This is a genomic window from Streptomyces sp. NPDC014006 (assembly GCF_043088925.1).
In the GTDB taxonomy this organism is placed as follows: Bacteria; Actinomycetota; Actinomycetes; order Streptomycetales; family Streptomycetaceae; genus Streptomyces.
In genome coordinates, this window is record NZ_JBICAJ010000005.1 from 514,310 (window position 1) to 534,393 (window position 20,084).

22 protein-coding genes are annotated in these 20,084 nt (G+C 73.0%); 12 read left to right on the forward strand and 10 right to left on the reverse strand.

What is annotated here, in order from left to right:
- Positions 1-26: 26 nt before the first annotated feature.
- Both ACF1GV_RS20595 and ACF1GV_RS20600 read right to left on the reverse strand, forming a co-directional pair.
- Positions 27-1,832 carry a ricin-type beta-trefoil lectin domain protein gene (locus ACF1GV_RS20595; RefSeq protein ID WP_391682774.1) on the reverse strand — a complete coding sequence of 602 codons (1,806 nt, stop codon included), beginning with the start codon at positions 1,830-1,832 and terminating at the stop codon, positions 27-29.
- A 411-nt stretch (positions 1,833-2,243) separates the two neighbouring features.
- Complete coding sequence (locus tag ACF1GV_RS20600) at positions 2,244-2,696, reverse strand: DUF4442 domain-containing protein (RefSeq protein WP_391682777.1); 453 nt, start codon at positions 2,694-2,696, stop codon at positions 2,244-2,246.
- Positions 2,697-2,781: 85 nt separating this feature from the next.
- On the opposite strand from ACF1GV_RS20600, the gene ACF1GV_RS20605 reads away from it, so the two are divergent.
- The 3 genes from ACF1GV_RS20605 to ACF1GV_RS20615 all read left to right on the forward strand — a co-directional run bounded on the left by ACF1GV_RS20605 (position 2,782) and on the right by ACF1GV_RS20615 (position 6,258).
- A complete protein-coding gene (locus tag ACF1GV_RS20605; protein ID WP_391682780.1) occupies positions 2,782-3,729 on the forward strand; it encodes a hypothetical protein in 948 nt (315 codons plus the stop codon).
- A gap of 66 nt (positions 3,730-3,795) precedes the next feature.
- Entirely contained in the window at positions 3,796-4,866 is a 1,071-nt protein-coding gene (locus ACF1GV_RS20610) for a hypothetical protein (protein WP_391682782.1), read from the forward strand.
- Positions 4,867-4,953: 87 nt separating this feature from the next.
- On the forward strand, positions 4,954-6,258 hold the full coding sequence (locus tag ACF1GV_RS20615) for an MFS transporter (RefSeq protein WP_391682784.1): 1,305 nt from the start codon (positions 4,954-4,956) through the stop codon (positions 6,256-6,258).
- On the opposite strand, the gene ACF1GV_RS20620 is transcribed toward ACF1GV_RS20615, so the two are convergent.
- From ACF1GV_RS20620 to ACF1GV_RS20630, 3 genes are all read right to left on the reverse strand, one after another.
- Positions 6,220-7,065 (reverse strand): spermidine synthase, encoded by an 846-nt coding sequence (locus ACF1GV_RS20620; RefSeq protein ID WP_391682787.1) that lies wholly within the window; start codon positions 7,063-7,065, stop codon positions 6,220-6,222. The genes ACF1GV_RS20615 and ACF1GV_RS20620 overlap by 39 nt on opposite strands.
- A gap of 15 nt (positions 7,066-7,080) precedes the next feature.
- Complete coding sequence (gene tuf / locus ACF1GV_RS20625; protein ID WP_391682789.1) at positions 7,081-8,250, reverse strand: elongation factor Tu; 1,170 nt, start codon at positions 8,248-8,250, stop codon at positions 7,081-7,083.
- Positions 8,251-8,526: 276 nt separating this feature from the next.
- On the reverse strand, positions 8,527-9,249 hold the full coding sequence (locus ACF1GV_RS20630; RefSeq protein ID WP_391682791.1) for a DNA alkylation repair protein: 723 nt from the start codon (positions 9,247-9,249) through the stop codon (positions 8,527-8,529).
- 128 nt (positions 9,250-9,377) lie between these two features.
- Between ACF1GV_RS20630 and ACF1GV_RS20635 the strand changes: the two genes are divergently transcribed.
- From ACF1GV_RS20635 to ACF1GV_RS20650, 4 genes are all read left to right on the forward strand, one after another.
- Positions 9,378-10,154: a TVP38/TMEM64 family protein gene (locus ACF1GV_RS20635; RefSeq protein ID WP_391682794.1), complete on the forward strand. Its 777-nt coding sequence runs from the start codon at positions 9,378-9,380 to the stop codon at positions 10,152-10,154.
- A gap of 139 nt (positions 10,155-10,293) precedes the next feature.
- Positions 10,294-11,169 (forward strand): undecaprenyl-diphosphate phosphatase, encoded by an 876-nt coding sequence (locus ACF1GV_RS20640; RefSeq protein WP_391682797.1) that lies wholly within the window; start codon positions 10,294-10,296, stop codon positions 11,167-11,169.
- A 34-nt stretch (positions 11,170-11,203) separates the two neighbouring features.
- Complete coding sequence (locus ACF1GV_RS20645; protein WP_391682799.1) at positions 11,204-11,722, forward strand: DUF1877 domain-containing protein; 519 nt, start codon at positions 11,204-11,206, stop codon at positions 11,720-11,722.
- Between the two features lie 102 nt (positions 11,723-11,824).
- Complete coding sequence (locus ACF1GV_RS20650) at positions 11,825-12,004, forward strand: hypothetical protein (RefSeq protein ID WP_391682801.1); 180 nt, start codon at positions 11,825-11,827, stop codon at positions 12,002-12,004.
- Positions 12,005-12,112: 108 nt separating this feature from the next.
- Here the strand turns inward: ACF1GV_RS20650 and ACF1GV_RS20655 are convergent, their stop codons facing one another.
- Together ACF1GV_RS20655 and ACF1GV_RS20660 are read right to left on the reverse strand one after the other, a co-directional pair.
- Positions 12,113-12,853 carry an SDR family oxidoreductase gene (locus ACF1GV_RS20655; protein WP_391682804.1) on the reverse strand — a complete coding sequence of 247 codons (741 nt, stop codon included), beginning with the start codon at positions 12,851-12,853 and terminating at the stop codon, positions 12,113-12,115.
- A 39-nt stretch (positions 12,854-12,892) separates the two neighbouring features.
- Positions 12,893-13,504, reverse strand: coding sequence for a DUF4291 domain-containing protein (locus ACF1GV_RS20660; protein ID WP_391682807.1), 612 nt, complete (start codon positions 13,502-13,504; stop codon positions 12,893-12,895).
- Positions 13,505-13,617: 113 nt separating this feature from the next.
- On the opposite strand from ACF1GV_RS20660, the gene ACF1GV_RS20665 reads away from it, so the two are divergent.
- Complete coding sequence (locus ACF1GV_RS20665) at positions 13,618-14,079, forward strand: nuclear transport factor 2 family protein (protein ID WP_391682810.1); 462 nt, start codon at positions 13,618-13,620, stop codon at positions 14,077-14,079.
- A 71-nt stretch (positions 14,080-14,150) separates the two neighbouring features.
- The gene (lnt, locus tag ACF1GV_RS20670) at positions 14,151-15,725 is read left to right on the forward strand and encodes an apolipoprotein N-acyltransferase (RefSeq protein ID WP_391682813.1); all 1,575 of its coding nucleotides are present in this window, start codon (positions 14,151-14,153) and stop codon (positions 15,723-15,725) included.
- Here the strand turns inward: lnt and ACF1GV_RS20675 are convergent.
- Together ACF1GV_RS20675 and ACF1GV_RS20680 are read right to left on the reverse strand one after the other, a co-directional pair.
- A complete protein-coding gene (locus ACF1GV_RS20675; RefSeq protein ID WP_391682816.1) occupies positions 15,643-16,554 on the reverse strand; it encodes a Gfo/Idh/MocA family protein in 912 nt (303 codons plus the stop codon). The genes lnt and ACF1GV_RS20675 overlap by 83 nt on opposite strands.
- 11 nt (positions 16,555-16,565) lie before the next feature.
- Positions 16,566-17,750, reverse strand: coding sequence for an FAD-dependent monooxygenase (locus tag ACF1GV_RS20680; protein WP_391682818.1), 1,185 nt, complete (start codon positions 17,748-17,750; stop codon positions 16,566-16,568).
- A 78-nt stretch (positions 17,751-17,828) separates the two neighbouring features.
- On the opposite strand from ACF1GV_RS20680, the gene ACF1GV_RS20685 reads away from it, so the two are divergent.
- The 3 genes from ACF1GV_RS20685 to ACF1GV_RS20695 all read left to right on the forward strand — a co-directional run bounded on the left by ACF1GV_RS20685 (position 17,829) and on the right by ACF1GV_RS20695 (position 19,535).
- Positions 17,829-18,413 carry a TetR/AcrR family transcriptional regulator gene (locus ACF1GV_RS20685; RefSeq protein WP_391682821.1) on the forward strand — a complete coding sequence of 195 codons (585 nt, stop codon included), beginning with the start codon at positions 17,829-17,831 and terminating at the stop codon, positions 18,411-18,413.
- A gap of 44 nt (positions 18,414-18,457) precedes the next feature.
- The gene (locus tag ACF1GV_RS20690; protein WP_391682823.1) at positions 18,458-18,973 is read left to right on the forward strand and encodes a DinB family protein; all 516 of its coding nucleotides are present in this window, start codon (positions 18,458-18,460) and stop codon (positions 18,971-18,973) included.
- Positions 18,974-19,085: 112 nt separating this feature from the next.
- Complete coding sequence (locus tag ACF1GV_RS20695; protein ID WP_391682826.1) at positions 19,086-19,535, forward strand: hypothetical protein; 450 nt, start codon at positions 19,086-19,088, stop codon at positions 19,533-19,535.
- Positions 19,536-19,573: 38 nt separating this feature from the next.
- Here the strand turns inward: ACF1GV_RS20695 and ACF1GV_RS20700 are convergent, their stop codons facing one another.
- Complete coding sequence (locus ACF1GV_RS20700) at positions 19,574-20,047, reverse strand: hypothetical protein (protein ID WP_363265660.1); 474 nt, start codon at positions 20,045-20,047, stop codon at positions 19,574-19,576.
- Positions 20,048-20,084 lie beyond the last annotated feature (37 nt).

A 20,084-nucleotide genomic window follows, 5' to 3' on the forward strand; every position in this document is an offset into this window, starting at 1 on the left:
GGCCCCCGCGAGGGGTGGTCGGTGGGTCAGGGTGCCGATACGAGAGGGAGCGGGGCGGTCGGTACGGCAGCCGACGCGATGCGCGGGACTGTGCCGGATACGACGGTGGTCGCGCCGGAGAGGACGGAGGCCGACGCGGCGACGGCGGCGGACGGCCGTCGCGGCACGGCCGGTGGCAGCTCGGCGCAGCAGACGACCGGGACGAATCTCGGCGTGGCGGGTTGGTCGCCGGGGGTGTGGAAGGGGCGGGGTCGTCCGGCCGGCTCACTCGGCCCGCTCGGCCCACCGGGTACGTCGGTCGGGGCGGGGCCGTCCGATCGCGGCCGCGGCAAGCCGCCCTGCGCGGTTCCGGTGTCGAACACCCAACGCCCGCGCGCCGATGCGTCCCGCGGCGCGATGGTGACCGTGGTGGCCGAACCCTCCGCGGGAGCGAGGCCGAGGCCGGCCCGCCCGCGCAGGAGCAACTCGCCGCGGACGGTGAGGTCGTACGCGGCCGCGTCGGCACAGTCGGCGAGTGCGACGCGGCGGTCGAACGGGTCGGCGAGGAGACAAAGGGCGGGGTCTGCGGCGCTGCGCAACCGGCCGTCGGCGCCGAACGTCCAGCGCTGGGAGGCGGCCGGCGAGCAGTCGGCGAGCTCGGCGGCGGCCCCGGACCGTACCCGGCCGGCGTCGGCGTCGAGGCAGCGGCCGGTGGCGGCGTTGCGCAGCCGGCCCTTCAGGAGCGGGGCCGGGCGCACGGCGGAGGCGGCGGTGGGCGAGCCGGGCGACCGCGGAGTGGCGACGGGTCCGGCCGGACGGGTCGAGGCCCCGGTCCCGGCGGCGGGCGGACCCCATGTGCGCGCGGACCGGCGCCCGGGGCCGGCACCGGGGACAGCGTTGTCGCCGGAGCGGCTCTGGGTGGCGAGCACCGTGGCGAGCAGGGCGAGAGCGGCCAGCCCGACACCGGCCAGCACGGCGGCCTTGGTGTGCCGTGCGGAGGCGGTGGGACGGCCCGGCGACGGGGCCCCGCGGTGGCGTCCGCCGCGACGCGTGTGCGCGACGCCGGGGCTCGCGCCGCGCCCGGGCCGGGAGTCGAGGTAGCGCCGGGCGCCCCAGCCGAGCACGGTCTCGGCGAGCAGGACGTCGAGCGCGCCGTCGAAGTGGCTGAGCTGTTCGGCGGCTTGACGGCAGTAGCGGCACTCCGCGAGATGCCGGCGCACGTCGGGCAGCAGATGTCCGCCGCGGCGCAGCGGGGCGTCGAGGAGGCGGGTGTGGAAGCGGCACTCGTCGGTGGGGGCGAGTTCACGGTGGGCGCGGACGCAACCGGCACGGAATTGTTCCCTGGCCTGTTCCAGAGCGGCCGCGGCGGTGCCGGGGTGCACGGCCAGCAGACCGGCGGGTATGGATATCGCTTCGGCCTCGACCTCGGTGTGCCACAAGAGGCATTGGGCGGCGCTGGGAAGGGCACGGAATGCGCGTTCGGCGAGTTGCCGCTTTTCCGGGATGCCGCCTCCGGTCGCGCGCAGTCCGCGGCCGCCGGTGGTTTTGCGCAATTCCGGCAGGAGTGCGGAAAGACCGCGGTCTGCGACCCAGCTGCGGACGGTGTCACGGACGGCGACGAGGATCTGCGGACGCAGGGCGCCGCCGACCCGGCCGGCGGCGAGCCGGTCGAGCACCTGGTGGACCGCCGCGGTGGCCACGAGCTGGGCGGTTTCACCGGGCGAGGCGAGGCAGACGGCGGCGTAGTCACGCGCGGCGGACCAGTGCCGGGCGAGCAGCAGGGCGACGGCGCGGCCGCGCCCGTCCGGGGTGGCCAGCTGGGCGACGAGGTCGCGGTCCGACTCTCCGGGCATCCCTCCCGGGCGGGGCGGATATGGGGGGCGTGGGGGGTGTGGGGACTGCACGGAACCATTTCCTTCCGAGCCGAAGGGTGGCACTGCGTTCCCGCGGGGGGCTCACTTTCGCACATACGGCTCACAGGAAACAAGGAGTTCGGTGACGTCCCCTCAGAAGAAGGCGATTTCCTATTGGTTACCGCCGGTATCACTTTCCGAATTCGCCTGCAATGGGCGTCGGACGGCTTAAACGGCAGGCATGCGGGGCCCGTTGACGTACCGCATACCGCAACCGCGATCCGGGCCCGGCCTGACGGCACCGGCGACAAGGCGCCTCACCCCGGGACGCGCCGGGCGGCCCGGCGGCACGACAAAGGCCGAGGCCCCGCACGGACGCGGACCCTCGGCCCCACTCCAGCGGACGCCTGCTCAGCCGTTGGGCCGCAGAGTCCACACCACCGTCATCTCCCCGGTGACGGCTCCGTCCTCGCGCCGGATCTCGATGGCGACCGGGAACTCGGGCCGCTGCCCCGCGTCCAGCTCCGCCACGACCTCGGCGGCCGGCCGGCCCAGCGTCGCGGTCGCGGTGACGGCCCCCATGGCCAGCTTCTTGTAGGCGATCTCGGCCCGCACGGCCAGCGGCACGGCCCGCGCGAGCTGGTCCCCGAAGGCGGCGAGCACGATGGCCCCGCTGGCCGACTCCCCGAGCGTGAACATCGCACCGGCGTGCGGCCCGCCCACATGGTTGTGGAACTCCCCCTGATCCGGCAGAGCCACCACCGCCCGCTCCGGCGTGGCCTCGACGAACTCGAGCTTCAAGGTCCGGGCCATCGGCACGGTGGCGGCGAGCATCTCGCCGATCGACATCTGATCTGCGCTCATGGCGGCATGTTACCCATGAGTAGCCTCGTCGGGCCAGACCTCCTGGCCGCTCGGCGTGCGGCCGCTCGCCATATGCTTGCCGACCATGTGGCCAGGAGATCAGTCGTCCCCGGGCGGCCAGGACAACCGGTACGGGCAGCCGAACCCCTACCAGCAGCCCGGCTACCACCAGCCCAACCCGTACACCCAGTCCTCCGGCGACCTCTGGAACGCGCCCACCATCACGGCACCGCCGCCGCCCGGCGGTTCGGGCCGCCGGACCAAGGTCATCGCCGTCACGGTCGCTGCGACCGTGGTCGTGGCCGCGGCGGTGACCGGCGCGGTGCTCCTGGGGGGCGGCTCGGACCACAAGGCCGCCCCCGATCCCATCGCCTCCTCCGCGTCGGCCTCGCCTTCTTCCGACGCCGATCCCAGGAACGGCGACGGCGCACCGAAGCCGACGATCGCCGGCTGGAAGGTCGTGGTGAACACCGAGCGGGGGATCGCCTTCGACGTGCCCGCCGGCTGGACGCTCAAGTCGCCCGGTTGGGTCAGCTATGTCTCCGACAAGAACGATCCGAAGGACAAGCCGATCGTCGGCATGAAGGCTCCCGCGCTCCTGAACGAGAAGTGGTGCGGTGAGGACACCGACCGGGACGGCCGCATCGACTACACGCAGCTGGCCAGCGTCGGCAGCCGGGGAAACAACGGGGCCAGGAGTACCGAGGAGATCGCCCGTTCCGACTCGGCGTCCTGGGTCTACGGCGCTTACTCGCAACCGGACCGCAAGAAGATCACCACATCCGCGGTGACGACCTTCACCACGGCTTCCGGTATCACCGGCAGCCTCGCCACCTCACAGTCCTCCGGGGTCGTTCGGCGTCACAAGTGCGACACGGACGGCAAGGCCACGACGTTCGCCTTCAAGGACGCGGAAGGCGACTTCGTCTCCTGGTCCTTCGTCGGCGCGAAAGGGGTCGGTGAGGAGGTTCCGGACACGACAGTCCGGCAGATCCTCAACACCGTCCGTCTGGTGAAGCCGACGGAATCCTGATCTGGTACGTCCCTGACAAGGCCCGGTGACCGGTTCGTGTCCGGGGCGGCACTAGGGTGGGGCGCCATGTGGCCAGGACAGCAGCAGCCGCCCGGGGGCGAGCCGAACCCGAACGCGCAGAACAATCCGTATCAGCAGCCGAGTCAGCCGGGGTACCAGCAGCCGAATCCGTACCAGCAGACCGGTTACCAGCAGCCCAACCCCTACGCGCAGCAGCAGCAGTGGGGGACGCCTACGCCGGCCGGTGTTCCGCAGCCGGCGACGCCGCCGCCCGGGAACCTCGGCAGCGGCAACGGCGGTGGCGGGAACCGGACCAAGCTCGTGGCGATCATCGCGGCCGGCGCGGTGGTGCTGACCGCCGCCGTCACCGGGTTCCTCGTGCTCGGCGGTGACGAGGACGACACCGCGAAGGGCGGCTCGGACAAGCCGACGACCGCGCAGTCGGTGTCGTCGTCGCCGACGCCGTCGCCGCAGCCGACGGCGTCCGGGGGCGGCGACAACCCGCGGGGCGGCGAGGCCGAGAAGGCGACCGTCCCGGGCTGGAAGGTCGTCGTGAACCCCAAGTACGGCACGGCCTTCGACGTACCCGCCGACTGGTACGTGGAGGACCCCGGCACCTTCATGGGCTTCGAGGACACGCAGAAGGGCGACGGCTCGCCCTACATCGGGTTCTCCGCGCCGGCCGTGTTCAAGAAGGACTGGTGCGTGTCCGACGACGACAAGGACGGCCGCAAGGATTCGACGAAGATGGCGGCCGCCGGCACCAAGGGCGAGAACGGTGGCAAGGACACCGCGAGCATCGCCCGCGGGGACGCGGCCGCGTTCGCCTTCGGCGGCTACACCGACCAGAACGAGAAGACCTCACGCAAGTACCTGAAGATCGGTCAGGCCAAGCCGTACAAGACGAAGTCCGGCGTGCAGGGCAGCGTGGCCGTCTCCTACACGCAGGGCGTGCCCAAGCACGGCACCTGCGACAGCGACGGCAAGGCGATCACGTTCGCGTTCAAGAACTCCACGGGCAACTTCGTCTCCTGGAGCATGTACGCCGCCAAGGGCGTCAAGGACGAACTGCCCGATGCGACCATCCAGCAGATCCTCAGCACGGTGCGCCTGCACGGCGACCCGATCGCGAGCTGACCGGCGCGTTCCCCGCCCGCCGCACGGCGGGCGGGCACGGGCCGATGCGAAGTGGCGTGCGCGGAGCCGGTCGGTCATAGTCACCCGGTGACCACCGCCTCCGACCGCCCCCGCTCTCCGCGCCGGCCCGCGTGGGCTGGGCGCAACTACCGTCTTCTCACCGCTGCCGCCTTCCTCACCAACGGCGGGAGCCAGGCCGCCCTCATCGCCTCCGCGTTCGCCGTGCTCGGCGCGGGCGGGGACGCCGGCGACGTGGGTCTGGTGGCGGCCGCGCGGACGGTGCCGCTGGTGCTGTTCCTGCTGATCGGCGGCGCGGTGGCGGACCGGCTGCCGCGTCACCGGGTGATGGTCGCCGCCAACGCCGTCAACTGCCTCTCCCAGGGCGCCTTCGCCGCTCTCGTACTGGCCGGCGACCCGCACGTGTGGCAGATGATGCTGCTGACCGCGCTCGGCGGCGCCGGGCAGGCGTTCTTCAGCCCGGCCGCCGAGGGCATGCTGCTGTCGTCCGTGGAGGGCGAGCACGCGGGGCGGGCGTTCGCCGTGTTCCGGATGGCGATGCAGGGCGCGGCGCTCGGCGGGGCCGCCGCGGGCGGTGCACTGGTCGCCGCGGTCGGGCCGGGCTGGGTACTCGCCGTGGACGCGGCCGCCTTCGCACTCGCCGGCGCCCTGCGCTCCTTCCTCGACGTGCGGCACATCCCTGCGCGCGCTGCGGGCGGCGGCGTCCTGGCCGACCTGAGGGAGGGCTGGCGGGAGTTCACCGGCCGGCCCTGGCTGTGGGGTGTCGTCGCGCAGTTCTCCGTCGCCAACGCGGTCGTCGGTGCCGCCGACGCCGTCTACGGCCCCCTCGTCGCCCGCGACCACCTGGGCGGGGCGGGCCCATGGGGCCTGGCGCTCGGCTTCTTCGGCGCTGGTACGGTCGGCGGCGCCCTGCTGATGACCCGGTGGAAGCCCCGCCGGCTGCTGCTCGCGGGAACCCTGTGCGTCTTCCCGCTGGCCCTGCCGTCGGCCGCTCTCGCCGTACCGGTGCCGCTGGGCGTGCTGTGCGCGGTGATGTTCGCCACCGGGGTCACGCTGGAGGTGTTCGGGGTGTCCTGGATGACGGCGCTGCACCAGGAGATCCCGGAGGAGAAGCTGTCGCGGGTGTCGGCCTACGACTGGTTCGGGTCCATCGCGCTGGTCCCCCTCGCCATGGCCCTGGCGGGCCCCGCGCAGAGCGCCTTCGGACGGACCTCGTCCCTGTGGGGGTGCGCGGCCCTCGTCGTGGCGGTCACCGCGGCCGTGCTGTGCGTGCCGGACGTGCGCCGGCTGCGCCGCCGTACCAGGCCCATGGCGGGGCACAGCGGCGAGAGTGCCTCAGCCGATGCCGAAAGCGCCGTCGGGCGGCACGGGTGAGGGCACCGCGTCCTCGTCCGTGACCGGGCGGGCGTCGCCGGTGAAGTCGCGCAGCGCCCGCCCGTGCTCCACCCGTGCCGGGAAGGCGTCCCCGGCGGTCAGCCGGGCCAGGGCGGCGGTGTCCACGGGGTGGTGCGCGGCGACGAGGATCGCGTTGCCGAAGCGGCGCCCGCGCAGCACGCCCGGCTCCGCGATCAGCGCCAGCTCCTCGAAGAGCGCGCCGAACGTGGCCAGTTGGGAGCGCAGGAACGCGAACGGCGCCGCGTCCGCCAGATTGGCGACGTAGACGCCGTCCGCCCGCAGCACCCGGCCGGCCTCGCGGGCGTAGGCGAGGGTCGTCAGATGCGCCGGGACGCGCGAGCCGCCGAACACATCGGCGACGAGCACGTCGGCGCTGTCCGCCGGCGCCGCCTCCAGCCAGGCCCGCGCGTCCGCCGTGTGCAGCGCGACACCCGAACCGGCGGGCAGCGGCAGCTGTTCCACGACCAGCTCCAGCAGCCCCCGGTCGGCCTCGACGACGTCCTGCCGGGAACCGGGGCGGGTCGCGGCCACGTACCGCGGCAGAGTGAGCGCGCCCCCGCCGAGGTGCAGCACGTCCAGCGGACGCCCCGGTTCCGCGACGGTGTCCAGGACATGCCCGAGCCGCCGTGCGTACTCGAACTCCAGGTACGCCGGCTCGTCGAGGTCCACGTACGACTGGGGCGCACCGTCGACCGTGAGCAGCCAGGCCCGCTCACGGTCGACGTCGGGCATCAGCTTGGCGGTCCCGTGGTCGGTGGTCCGGGTGACGGGTATGGCATCGCTCACGACACCATTGTCACCTCAGCCGACCGAGGTCACCGTCCCCGCGCCCACCGTCCGCCCGCCCTCGCGGACAGCGAACCCGAGCCCAGGCTCCAGCGGCACCTCACGACCCAGGTCGACGGTCACCTCGACCGTCTGACCGGGCCGCGCGAAGGCCGCCTCGCCGAAGTCGAGGCAGCCGACGACGTCGGCGGTGCGGACGTAGAACTGCGGCCGGTAGCCGGTGGCGACCGGCGTCGTACGGCCGCCCTCACGCGCGGAGAGCACGTACAGCCGTGCCGTGAACCGCCGGCTCGGCGCGACGCTGCCCGGCGCGGCGACCACGTGCCCGCGCCGCACCGCGTCCCGGGGCACTCCGCGCAGCAGCAGCGCCACATTGTCCCCGGCCTGCGCCTCCTCCATCGGCTTGCCGAAGGTCTCGAGACCGGTCACGGCCGTGTCGACGTCCGCGCCGAGCACCTCGACCCGGTCGCCGACCCGCACGGTGCCGCGCTCGACGGCGCCGGTGACGACGGTCCCGCGCCCGGTGATGGTGAGCACGTTCTCCACCGGCAGCAGGAACGGCGCGTCCAGGTACCGCTCCGGAATCGGCACATAGGTGTCCACCGCGTCGAGCAGCGCCTCGACGGACGCCGTCCAGCGCGGGTCGCCCTGCAGCGCCTTGAGCCCGGAGACCCGTACGACGGGTGCGGCGTCGCCGCCGTAACCGTGCGCGGTGAGCAGGTCGCGGACCTCCAGCTCGACCAGGTCGGTCAGCTCCTCGTCACCGGCGTCGGCCTTGTTCAACGCGACGACGATGTGGTTCACACCGACCTGACGGGCCAGCAGGACGTGTTCGGCGGTCTGCGGCATGATGCCGTCGAGCGCGGAGACGACGAGGATCGCCCCGTCGAGCTGGGCGGCGCCGGTGACCATGTTCTTGACGTAGTCGGCGTGGCCCGGCATGTCGACGTGGGCGTAGTGCCGGGTGTCGGTCTCGTACTCGACGTGCGCGATGTTGATGGTGATGCCGCGGGCGGCCTCCTCCGGGGCGCGGTCGATACGGTCGAACGGCACGAACGTGCCGGTGCCGCGCTCGGCCAGCACCTTGGTGATGGCGGCGGTCAGCGTCGTCTTGCCATGGTCGACGTGACCCATGGTGCCGATGTTGAGATGCGGTTTGGTGCGCGTGTACGCCGTCTTGGGCATGGCTGTACCTCGAAGCCTCGTGGTAAGGAAGGGGACCCCCAAGGAACCGCCGACCCTCCCCCTGCGGGGTCCGCGGGACGATCCGGGGAGGGTCAGCTTCGGGCGCCGTCGACAGCGGCCAGGAGGACGGGAAGGGCAGCCTTCGGGGCATCCGCGACCGCGGATGCTTCGAGGAGGAAGGCGTACCGGAACATGGCGTCGATCATCGCCGAGCCACGGCACGCCGTCGAATGATTTATCGCTGTACGGCCGGTGCCGCGCGGTCCTTACGGCCTGTCAGGCGCCGATGTTCTTCAGCGCCTCGCGCACCGTCAGCGCCGCGAACCGTCCTCGCTCGCGCGCGAGGAAGGCGCGCACGGCGTCCGGGTCGGTCTTGGCGTACTCGCGCAGGGCCCAGCCGATGGCCTTGCGGATGAAGAAGTCGGGGTGGCCGCTACGACGGAGGCAGTAGCCGAACAGCCGCTCGGTGTCGGTGTCCTCCTTGAACCGCAGCTGGTGCAGCAGGGCGGTGCGGGCCGGCCACAGGTCGTCGTCGGCGATCCAGGCGTCCATGGCGGTGGCGAGGCCCGGATCGGCCGCGACGAGCGGGCCGACGACGTGGGCGGCGAGCAGGTCGACGGTGTCCCACCAGGGGACGGTGGTGATCAGGTGCCGGACCACCGGCAGGAAGGCCGAGGAGCAGCGGCCGACGTGGCGACGCAGGTAGTCGACGGCGAAGTAGTGGTACTCGCGCTCGGGCAGCGCCCAGCAGCGCAGGGCGATCGCCGCGCAGTCGGCCTCGCCGGGGCGCGCCGTGCCCGACAGGACCGTGCGTGACAGGGCGCGGCGCTCGGGGGTGGGGATGCCGAGGAAGGGGGCGACGTCCTTCATGTACGCACGCATGGCCCCGGCCCGTTCCGGGTCGGCGGCGGCGCCGTACACCTCGGTCAGCCGCGGCAGGACGGTGTCGGCGAGCGCGCTGTGCGGCACAGCGCGCGCCGCCTTCCCGGCGACGGTCATGAGCCCGTACCTGTGACCGGTCGTGAGCCCGCACCCATGAAGGTCATGAGACAGACCAACGCCTACCTGTGACGGTCATGAGACAGACCATACGGCGATCAGACACCCGTGTCGGTTACTGTCGCCGGATGCCCGATGCACCCACCCGCTCTGGGGGCACCGCAGTGGCCTCTCCCCCGGCCCCCGCCGTGGAGCTCGCGATCAGCGCGCCGCCCCTGCCCGTACCCGGCACGCTCAGCGCGCGCTGCACCCGTGTCCTGCGCTCACCCTGGTCCCGCTTCTCCCTGCTGGTCGCGCTGCTCGCGGCGGCCGGCTGCTCGGTGCTGCTGTTCGAGCCGCAGCGGCTGCTGGCGCACGGCTGGCCACCCCAGCTCGGCGGTGCGACGGCGGCCGCGGTGTTCACGGTGGCGTACGGGCTGTGCACGGTGGCGTTCGTGCCGCGGCCGCTGCTGAACCTGGCGGGTGGCGCGCTGTTCGGCACCTCCCTGGGGCTCGCCACGTCGCTGGCCGGCACCGTGCTCGGCGCCGGGATCGCCTTCGGTCTGGGCCGGGCGCTCGGGCAGGACGCGCTGCGCCCGCTGCTGCGGGGCCGGGTGCTGAAGGCGGCGGACGGCCAGCTCAGCCGGCACGGTTTCCGCTCCATGCTGATGGCCCGCCTGTTTCCCGGGGTGCCGTTCTGGGCCGCGAACTACTGCGCCGCAGTCTCCCGGATGCGCTGTTGGCCGTTCCTGGTGGCGACGGGGATCGGCTCCATCCCTAACACCGCCGCGTATGCCCTCGCCGGCGCCCGTGCCGGCTCGCCGACCTCCCCGGCCTTCCTGGTCGCGATGGCCGGCATCGGACTGCCGGCGGTGGCCGGGGCGGTGGTGGCCTGGCGCAAACGGCACCATCTGCGCCGCGCCTGACCGGACCGGAGCCGCCGCCCCAGCCAAGAGGCCGTCATACGGGGACGCTACGCTGCCCCCGGCACACGTGATCATCGCGTACGGCGGCCCAGTGCCCCGTCGCCCCTTCCACGACCGGCACTTGGACTGACGTAACTTCATGTCTTGGTTTGAATCGCTCGTCCTCGGACTCGTCCAGGGGCTGACCGAGTTCCTTCCCGTCTCCTCGAGCGCGCATCTGCGGCTGACCGCGGCCTTCTCCGGCTGGCACGACCCGGGTGCGGCCTTCACCGCGATCACCCAGATCGGCACGGAGGCGGCGGTGCTGATCTACTTCCGCAAGGACATCGCGGGCATCCTGTCCGCGTGGTTCCGCTCGCTGTTCGACAAGACCATGCGGCACCACCACGACGCCCAGATGGGCTGGCTGGTCATCGTCGGCTCCCTTCCGATCGGCGTGCTGGGCGTCACGTTCAAGGACCAGATCGAGGGGCCGTTCCGCGATCTGCGGATCACCGCGACGATGCTCATCGTCGTCGGTGCCGTCATAGGCATAGCCGACCGGCTGGCGGCCCGCGACGAGACGGGCGGCCGGCACCGGGCGCCGAAGCAGCGTAAGACGCTCCAGGACCTCGGCGTGAAGGACGGTCTGATCTTCGGCCTCTGCCAGGCCTGCGCGCTCATCCCGGGTGTCTCCCGCTCCGGCGCGACCATCAGCGGCGGGCTGTTCATGGGCTACAGGCGCGAGGCCGCCGCCCGCTACTCCTTCCTCCTCGCCATCCCCGCGGTGCTCGCGTCCGGGCTGTTCGAGCTGAAGGACGCGCTCGAGAGCGATCACGTCTCCTGGGGCCCGACGATCTTCGCGACGGTGATCGCGTTCGGGTCCGGATATGCCGTCATCGCCTGGTTCATGAAATACATTTCCAGCAAGTCCTTCATGCCGTTCGTCTGGTACCGCGTGGTCCTCGGCATCGTGATCATCGCCCTGGTCACGGCGGGCGTGCTCAGTCCGCACGCGGCGGAGTCGGCGGACTGAATCGCCGAGCGGCGGACCGGGGAGGAATGAACCCATGGCTCTCACCCAGCAGTTCGCCCGTGTGACCCCCGAGTACCTGGAACACTGCCGGCAGTCGGCGCTCGACTCCCCGGGTGCCGCCCCCGGCTGGGATCCGCCGGCTTCGGACCTGCTGGACACCGGCTGGGCGAACTGGGGCCTGGCCGCATACTGCCGAGCCGCCGGCGGCGATCCGTCCGTGGCCGACCTGCTCGACCGCGCGGTATCGGCCACGTTCGGCCAGACCGCCGGCTACCTGGACCACGACGAGGTCTACGACGGCTTCACCGACCCGCCGCGCGTGCTCGACCCGGCCGAGGTCGAGAAGATCGCTGGGGATCTGCGGGACGTGGACGTGGACGCGGTGCTCGCCGGCCTGCCGAGCGACGCCGCCGAGGCCGCGGCGCTGTGCGGTCATCTGGAGAGCTTCAGCGGTGACGTGCGCGCTCACCTCGGCGAACAGTTCGCCGCGCTGCGGGAGTTCTACGACGGTGCCGCGCGCCGGGCGCTGTGTGTCGTGGTCTGGATCGACTGACGGCGGGGCCCGCCCCTCGTGGGCCGGTTCGTGACCGACTCCCTACGGGTTGCGTAGCCAATCGGTAGCGCAGTGTCAGTTCTTGCCCCTAGGCTGAGGCACATGTCCCCCGATTCCATGACGTCTGGTTCCGTGCGCTCCGCCGCCGACGTGAACGAGGAGATCCGCGCACTGTGGCTGCGCGCGGGCGGCACCCTGTCGGTGCAGGAGCGCGAGGAGTACGAGTTGCTGGTGGTGCAGTGGGCCGCGGCGGTGCGCGCCGAGGTCGTCGAGGCGGCGTGAGGAAGGGACCGCCGCGCCCGCCGAGGGCGCGTCAGACCGCCCCGCACGCCTGATCCGGACCACCAGCCCCCGCCCCACCGCCCGCCCGACACGCGCTGCACGGCCGCCTCACCGCCCGCCCGACACGCGCAGCACCGCGCCCGAGGTGTACGCGGCGTCCGGGGACAGCAGCCAGGCGATGGCCGCGGCGATCTCCTCCGCCCGGCCGGGGCGGCGCAGCGGAATCGCGGCGGCCGCGCGTTGCGCCCGCCCCGGGTGGCCCATCGCGGCGTGCATCTCGGTGTCGATCATGCCGGGCGCGACGGCGTTGACCCGGATGCCGTCCGGACCCAGTTCCTTGGCCAGCCCCAGGGTGAGGGCGTCCACGGCCGCCTTGGTGGCGGCGTAGTGGACATAGTCGCCGGGGCTGCCGAGCGTCGCGGCGGCCGACGACACGTTCACGATCGCCCCGCTCCTCCGCTCCGTCATCAGCTGGGCGGCGCGGCGCGCGCACAGCAGTACGCCCAGCAGGTTCACCTCGACCACCCGCCGCAGATCGGCGGTGCCGGTGTCGGCGAGCCGGCCGAGCGGCCCGGTGACCCCGGCGTTGTTCACCAGCCCCGTCACCTGCCCCAACTCCGCTTCCACGGTGGTGAAGAGGTGGTCGACGTCTGTCTCCACCGACGTGTCCACCCGTACCGCGACACCGCGCCGCCCGAGGGCCCGGACGCCCTCCACGACCCGCTCGGCGGCCCCGGCGTCCCGTACGTACCCCACCGCCACGTCGTGCCCGTCGGAGGCGAGCCTGAGGCAGGTCGCGGCGCCGATACCCCGGCTGCCGCCGGTGACAACGGTGAGGGGATGCGCCATGACTACCTCCTGAAGGGTATTGATCGATCATCGATCACTCTAGGGGCACAGATGCCTCACCACATCCCCGTCGACCGGGTACGGCCGCTCCACCGGCAGCTTCGCGGACGCGGCGTCGAGTTCCCCCGCCCGCACGTGCGCGTGGATCTCGGTGGCCAGCGGCGTCACGTCCTCGATGCCGACGATCCACTCGTCGGCGTACCGGGCCGCGGCCTGCCCGCCGAGTCCCAGTTGCAGCGAGCGATGCGGCAGCGCCGTGAAGTGCAGGTCGCGTTCCGGATCCCACTGCACCCGCGTCGGTGCCTGCCTCAACTCCCGCTTCCAGGCGTCCCGGTCACCGTGCAGTTCTGGCACATGGTGCGACAGACACGCGTGGCGCAGCGCCCACTCGAATCCCTCGCGGGTGATCTCGACGGCGAGGACGGTCTCCTGGTCCTCCTTCGTCCCCCAGCCGCAGCGGTACATCATCCACAGGAACGACGGCTTGATCCACGTCATGCGCTCCCGCTTCCAACTGGACGGAAAGCGCCCGGCACGGGCCGCCGGGAGGCCGATCTGCGGGCGGTAGGCCTGGTAGACGGTGACCGTGGTGTCCGTGTACCGGGCGCGGATGCGGAATCGGGGTTCGGCCGCGGTGTTCTGATCATTCACGGACGCAAGGCTGCCCTGCCCCGGGCCGTGACGGCCACCGAAATATCCGCGCCGTGGGCGAAGAGTGCCGCGCACCCCTTGGCGGGGTCCGCGCCATGACCAACACTGGGTCGATGACGCAGCGTGTGGAATTCGCCACGGTAAGAGACCGCCTCGCCGTCGACGCCCTGATCACGGACTACGCGGCGGCGGTCGACGACGGCGACTGGGCGGCGTACCGCGCGCTGTTCACGCCGGACGGGCGGGCCGACCACCGCTCGGCCGGCGGTGTCGAGGGGGATGTGGAACAGGTCGCCGCGTGGTTCGCCGAGAGCACGCGGCCGTTCGCGATGCGGCAGCACCTCATCGTCAACCGCCGACTGCGCTTCGGCGTCCTGGACCAGGCGGCCGGTGACACCGCCGAGATGCGGGCCGACTACATCAATCCGATGCGCCGGGCCGGAACCCAGGATGCGCCCACCGCGCCGGACTTCGTGTGCGGCGGCCGGTATGTGTTCGGTGTGCTCCGCATGGACGACGGCTGGCGGTTGCACCGGGTGACCGTCCAGGAGAAATGGCGGCGCACCGACGGCTGAGCCGTGGTCCTCTGTCACCGGATCGCCCGTGGCGCGCACACTGGAGCCCCCACCGGGTAGGAGGGCGGCATATGAAGACGTTCAGGAGTTGGCTCGCCTCCCCCTGGCGGCGCGCGGCCCTCGGTGCGCTGGCCGGCGCCCTGCCCGTGCTCGCGTTCCCGGCGCCCGCCGCCTGGTGGTTCGCGTATGTCGCCCTCGTCCCGTGGATCCTGCTCGCGCGCGGCGCCCCGACCCAGCGCCGGGCGGCGTACGACGGCTGGTGCGGCGGGTTCGGCTTCATGCTGGGCATGCACCACTGGCTGCTGCCGGACCTGCATGTGTTCACGCTGGTCCTGGCCGCCCTGCTGGGCGCGCTGTGGGCGCCCTGGGCGTGGCTGGTGCACCGCTTCCTGGCCGGTGTGCCCTCCCGCGGCCGGGTCGTGGCGGCGCTGCTGGTGCTGCCGTCGGCGTGGCTGATGGTGGAACTGGTGCGGTCCTGGCAGGGGCTCGGCGGGCCGTGGGGCATGCTCGGCGCCAGTCAGTGGCAGGTGGGGCCGGCGCTGCGGCTCGCTTCGGTGGGCGGGGTGTGGCTGCTCAGCTTCCTGGTGGTGGCCGTCAACGTGGCGGCGGCTGTACTGCTGGCGGTGCGGGAGTCGCGGGTGCCCGCCGTGGCCGGGCTGGTCGCCACGGCGGCGGCGACCTCGGCGGCCTGGGTGTGGTCGCCGCGCCCGCACGTGGACGGGCAGGCGCGCATCGCCGTCGTCCAGCCAGGGGTCGTGGACGGCACCGACAGCGGCGACCGGCGCTTCGCCGTCGAGGAGCGGCTGACCCGGCAGCTGGCCGGGCAGGGCGTGGACCTGGTCGTGTGGGGCGAGAGCAGCGTCGGCGTCGACCTGGCCGCGCGGCCCGACCTCGCCCGGCGCATCGCGGCACTGTCGCGGGAAACGGGCGCCGACATCCTGGTCAACGTGGACGCGCGGCGCTCCGACCGGCCCGGGATCTACAAGAGTTCGGTGCTGGTGGGGCCGGAGGGGCTCACCGGGGACCGCTACGACAAGATGCGGCTCGTGCCGTTCGGCGAGTACATCCCCGCGCGCTCGCTGCTCGGTTGGGCGACCTCCGTCGGCAAAGCGGCCGGCGAGGACCGCAGGCGTGGCAGCGAGCAGGTCGTGATGAACGCCGGGCACGGGCTGCGCGTGGGCCCGCTGGTGTGCTTCGAGACGGCGTTCCCGGACATGAGCCGACGGCTCGCCCAGGACGGCGTGGACGTGCTGGTCGGCCAGTCGTCGACGTCGTCGTTCCAGCACAGCTGGGCGCCGGAGCAGCACGCCTCGCTCGCCGCGCTGCGCTCCGCGGAGACGGGCCGGCCGATGGTGCACGCCACGCTCACCGGCGTGTCGGCGGTGTACGGCCCGGGCGGCCGGCGCGTGGGCTCCTGGCTGGGTACGAGCGCGAGCGGGGCCGCGGTGTACGAGGTGCCGCTCGCCGACGGGGTCACGCCGTACGTCCGCTACGGCGACTGGCCGGTGGAGGTGGCGGTGCTGGTGCTGGCGGCACTGGGTCTGACGGAGGGCGTGCGCGCGGTCAGGCTGCGCCGGAGCGCTCCCGCACCGCACGTACCACCCGCTCGCACAGTTCGTGAGTCTCCAGTGCGTCACGGGCGTTGAGCGGCCGACCCGCGCGCACGGCGTCGAGGAAGGCGAGCACGGCCTGTTCGATGCCGCGCTGCCGCGCCACCGGTACCCAGTCGCCGCGCCGGCGCACGGTGGGCTGGCCCTTGTGGTCGATGGTCTCGGCGAGGTTGACGACCTGGCGCTTGGTGTCCTGCCCGGACACCTCCAGGATCTCCTCGTTGGACCCGCTGAGCCGGTTCATCACACCGAGCGCGGTGAAGCCGTCGCCGGCGAGCTGGAGCACGACGTGGTGCAGCAGCCCGTCCTCGACGCGGGCCCGCACGGTGACGTCGTCGACCTGCCCGGGCGCCAGGAAGCGCAGGGTGTCCACGACGTGGATGAAGTCGTCCAGGACCATGCTGCGCGGCTCCTCCGGCAACCCGATCCGGTTCTTCTGCATCAGGATCAGCTCGCGCGGGTGCTCCAGGCACTGCGCGTACCCGGGTGCGAAACGCCGGTTGAAGCCGACGGTGAGCGACACGCCGCGCCGCTCGGCCAGCTCCACCAGCCGCGTGGAGTCGGCGAGTTCGTAGGCGAGCGGCTTGTCGACGTACGTGGGGACGCCCGCCTGGAGCAGCCGGGTGACGATCTCGGGGTGCGCGGAGGTGGGTGCGTGCACGAACGCGGCGGCCAGGTCTTGGGCGAGCAGGGCGTCCAGGTCGCGGTGGCGCTGCGCCGCGGGCAGGTGCAGGCTGTCGGCGACCCGGTCCAGCGTCGCCGGGGTGCGGGTCTGCAGGTGCAGCTCCACACCGGGCTGGAAGGCGAGCACGGGCAGGTACGCCTTCTGCGCGATGTCGCCGAGTCCGATGACGCCGACCTTCACTTAGGGCTCCCTCACCTCGCGTCCGCTGCTGACTTCACGGCAGCATACGGGTCCTGCGGCGGCCGCCAGTCGGCGATCCCGTCGAAACTCCGCAGGAGCAGCGCGGGTCCCACCTTCGAAAGGGAGGCGATCACCGTGTTCCGTACGGCGATCAGGGCCCTGCCGGTGGTGAGGTTGAGGCGCGCGACCTTCACCGCCTGCCGGGCGATCGCCGTCGTACGCGGCAGCCGGGCGGCCGTGTAGGCGGCGAGGTCGTCACAGTGGTGGGCGAGCACGATGGCGTCCTCGACAGCCTGGTTGCCGCCCTGGCCCAGGGTGGGCGGCATGGCGTGCGCGGCGTCGCCGAGGAGGGCGACGCGGCCGTGGTGGTAGGCCGGGAGGGGTTCGGCGATGTGGTGGACGTCGTGGCGCAGCACGTCCTCGGGGCGGACGGCGGCGAGGACGGCGGGGATCGGGTCGTGCCAGTCGCCGAAGCGGCGCAGGAGTTCGGCCCGCTCGCCGTCGGGGGCGCGTCCGCCGGCCGGGGTCGTGGCGGCGGCGTAGGCGTAGACGCGGCCGTCCTTGAGCGGGTGGGTGCCCCAGATACGGCCCCGGCCCCAGGTCTCGTGCGAGGCGAAGGCGACGCCGGGCAGCGGGATGACGACCCGCCAGGTGGTGAACCCGGAGTACACGGTTCCGGGGTGGTCGGGGAAGAGCGTGCGGCGTACGGCGGAGTGGATGCCGTCTGCGGCCACCACCAGGTCGGCCTCCAGGTCGCCGGCGGCGGTGCGCACGACGGCCGGGCGGTGCGCGTCGCCGGGGTCGGTGACGGCGGCCTCGGCGGCGGTGCGCACGGTGCCGGGCGGGAGCAGCGCGGCAAGACGGTCGACGAGGGTGGCGCGGTGCAGCAGCACCAGAGGGCCGCCGAAGCGCGTGGCGGTGGCGTCCGCGTCGGAGCGTGACAGCCAGCGGCCGCTCGGCGTGCGCAGCCCGCCGTCTCCCTGCCAGGCGGCGAGGTCACGGATCTCGTCGCCGAGGCCGATGACGTCCAGCGCGCGCAGGGAGTTGGGTGCCAGCGAGATGGCCGCACCGACCGGTTCCAGGGAGCGGGCCCGTTCCAGGACGGTGACGCGGACGCCCCGCTGGTGCAGGGCGACGGCCGCGGTCAGCCCGCCGATGCCGCCGCCGACGACGACTGCGCGTGGTGCGTGGTTCATGACTCCTCCTGACGCAACTACATCTGTAGTGTGCGTCGACTGTACTACAGCCGTAGTGGCCCGGGTAGCGTGATCTACATGTCCGTAAGCACCTCCGGCGCCTCCCGCGCCGACCTTGTCGCCGACACCGCCCTGGCCCTGCTCGCCGAGCGGGGGATGCGCGGGCTGACCCACCGGGCGGTCGACGAGAGGGCCGGCCTGCCGCAGGGCTCGACGTCCAACGTGGCGCGGACCCGGCAGGCACTGCTGGAGCTGGCGGTGCGCCGTCTCGCCGAGCGCGAGGCCCGGGTGCTGGCGCTGCACGAGATGCCCGAGGCGAGCGGGGGCACCGACCCGGTCGTGGACGCCCTTGCCCTGGCCCTGCACCGCGCCCTGACCCGCAACCGCGACCTGACGCTCGCCCGCTACGAACTGGCCCTGGAGGCCACCCGCCGCCCCGAGCTGCGCACGTCCTACGACACCACCGGCGCCCGCTTCCGCGACCAGCTGACCGCCCTGGTCACCGCCCTGGGCTCGTCGGACCCGGACCGTCATGCGCTCTCGCTGGTGGCCTGGGCGGACGGGCTGATGTTCTCCTGCGTGGCCGGCGCCTACGAGACCCCACCCCTCGCGGCCGTACGGCAAAGCCTGCGGGAGCTGCTGGCGGGCATGCTCGGCAGCTGAAAATCCGCTGGTCCGCCCCCGCCCGCCTGCACGAGGATGCGGGCATGACAACGCAGCGCAACATCCCCGCAGCCGACGCCGACGAACGCACCATGCTGGAGGGCTGGCTGGAGTACCACCGCCGCACGCTCGCAGTGAAGTGTGAGGACCTGACGGACGCCCAGCTCAGGACCGCGGCCGTGGAGCCGTCCGAGCTCTCCCTCATGGGGCTGGTGCGGCACATGGCGGAGGTCGAGCGGATCTGGTTCCGCAAGGTGCTCGCCGACGACGGCTCCGGACCGATCTGGTTCAGCGACGAGGACCCGGACGGCGAGTTCCATCTGACCGAGGCCGACACCTGGCAGGAGGCGTACGCCACCTGGCAGTCGGAGATCGAGGCCGCCCGGCGCCACGCAGCGGGATTCGCCCTGGACGACCTGTCGAAGGGCACCACCAAACACGGCGGCGGGGGGTCCGTCAGCCTGCGCTGGATCTACACCCACATGATCGAGGAGTACGCCCGCCACAACGGCCACGCCGACCTGATCCGGGAACGGATCGACGGCGCCACGGGTCACTGACGTCAGCCGCGACACGGGCGCAACCCCCGTACGGGGCGGGAGATCACCCGTGCGGGGCATCCTGCCCTTGTCCGCCGCCCTTCCGCGGCGCGAAGCCAGCAGAGTGACGCGGGTGCATCGAACGACGGCCACCGCAGCGCTCCTGGTCACCGTGGCCGCCTCGGCCCTCTCCGGCTGTGTGACGGTCCAGCGTCCACCGGCGTCGGGGCCGCCGGTCTCCTCGACTCGCTCCCCGTCGCCGTCCGTCCCACGGCCGGACGGCGACGGGGAGCAGCGGATCGTGCAGGCGCCGGCCCGCGAGGCGCTGGAGAGCGTCGGCCCTTCCCGCCGCCCGGTGCACGCCGAACCCCCGGCACCGCGGCCCCGACACCGCCACCAGCAGACGCCGCGCCACGCCTCCCCGCCCGGACACCGGCGGCCGCAGGCCCGTCGCGCGAAGATCCCCGACGTCCCCGACGTCGCACGCCGGAACGCCGACGTGTGCGCCCTGGGCGAGCAGTACGGCGGCTGGCGCCCGGACAGCCCGGAGGCACGGATCTGCAAGCAGACGTACGGCCGCTGAGCCCTGGCCCCGCCTCCAGGAGACCGCCGGCGCCCGCCTCACTCCCCCAGCCGCAGCTCCATCCGCCGGATCGCTGCCCGCACCCCGTCGCCGTAGCCGTCGTCGGCGAGGGCGTCGGAGGCGAGACGGGCACGGGCGAGGTGGCTGCGGGCGTCGTCGGGCCGGCCGAGGCGGACGTAGTCGGCCGCGAGGTTCAGATGGAGCGAGGGATACAGCGCCCGGGCCGCGGGCGCCCCCTCGAGCCGGTCGAGCCGGTCGCTGGTCAGTTCCTCGGCGGCCGTCAACGCCCTGAGGTCCCAGGCGAGTTCGTCGAAGGGGTCGTCCTGGGTGTCGGCCAGGTAGTGGGCGAGGGTGCAGCGGTGCAGCGGGTCACCGTCCTCCCCGAGCTCCGCCCACAGGCCGAGGAAACGGTGCCGTGCCTCCTCGCGGTCTCCGCCGTGGAGCAGCATCACCACCTGCCCGATCCGCGTCAGCACGGCGTCCGACGCCGTCTGCTCCTGTCGCTCCGCCACCGCGTCGCCCTCCGTCGGCCCGTCCTGCTGCTATGCC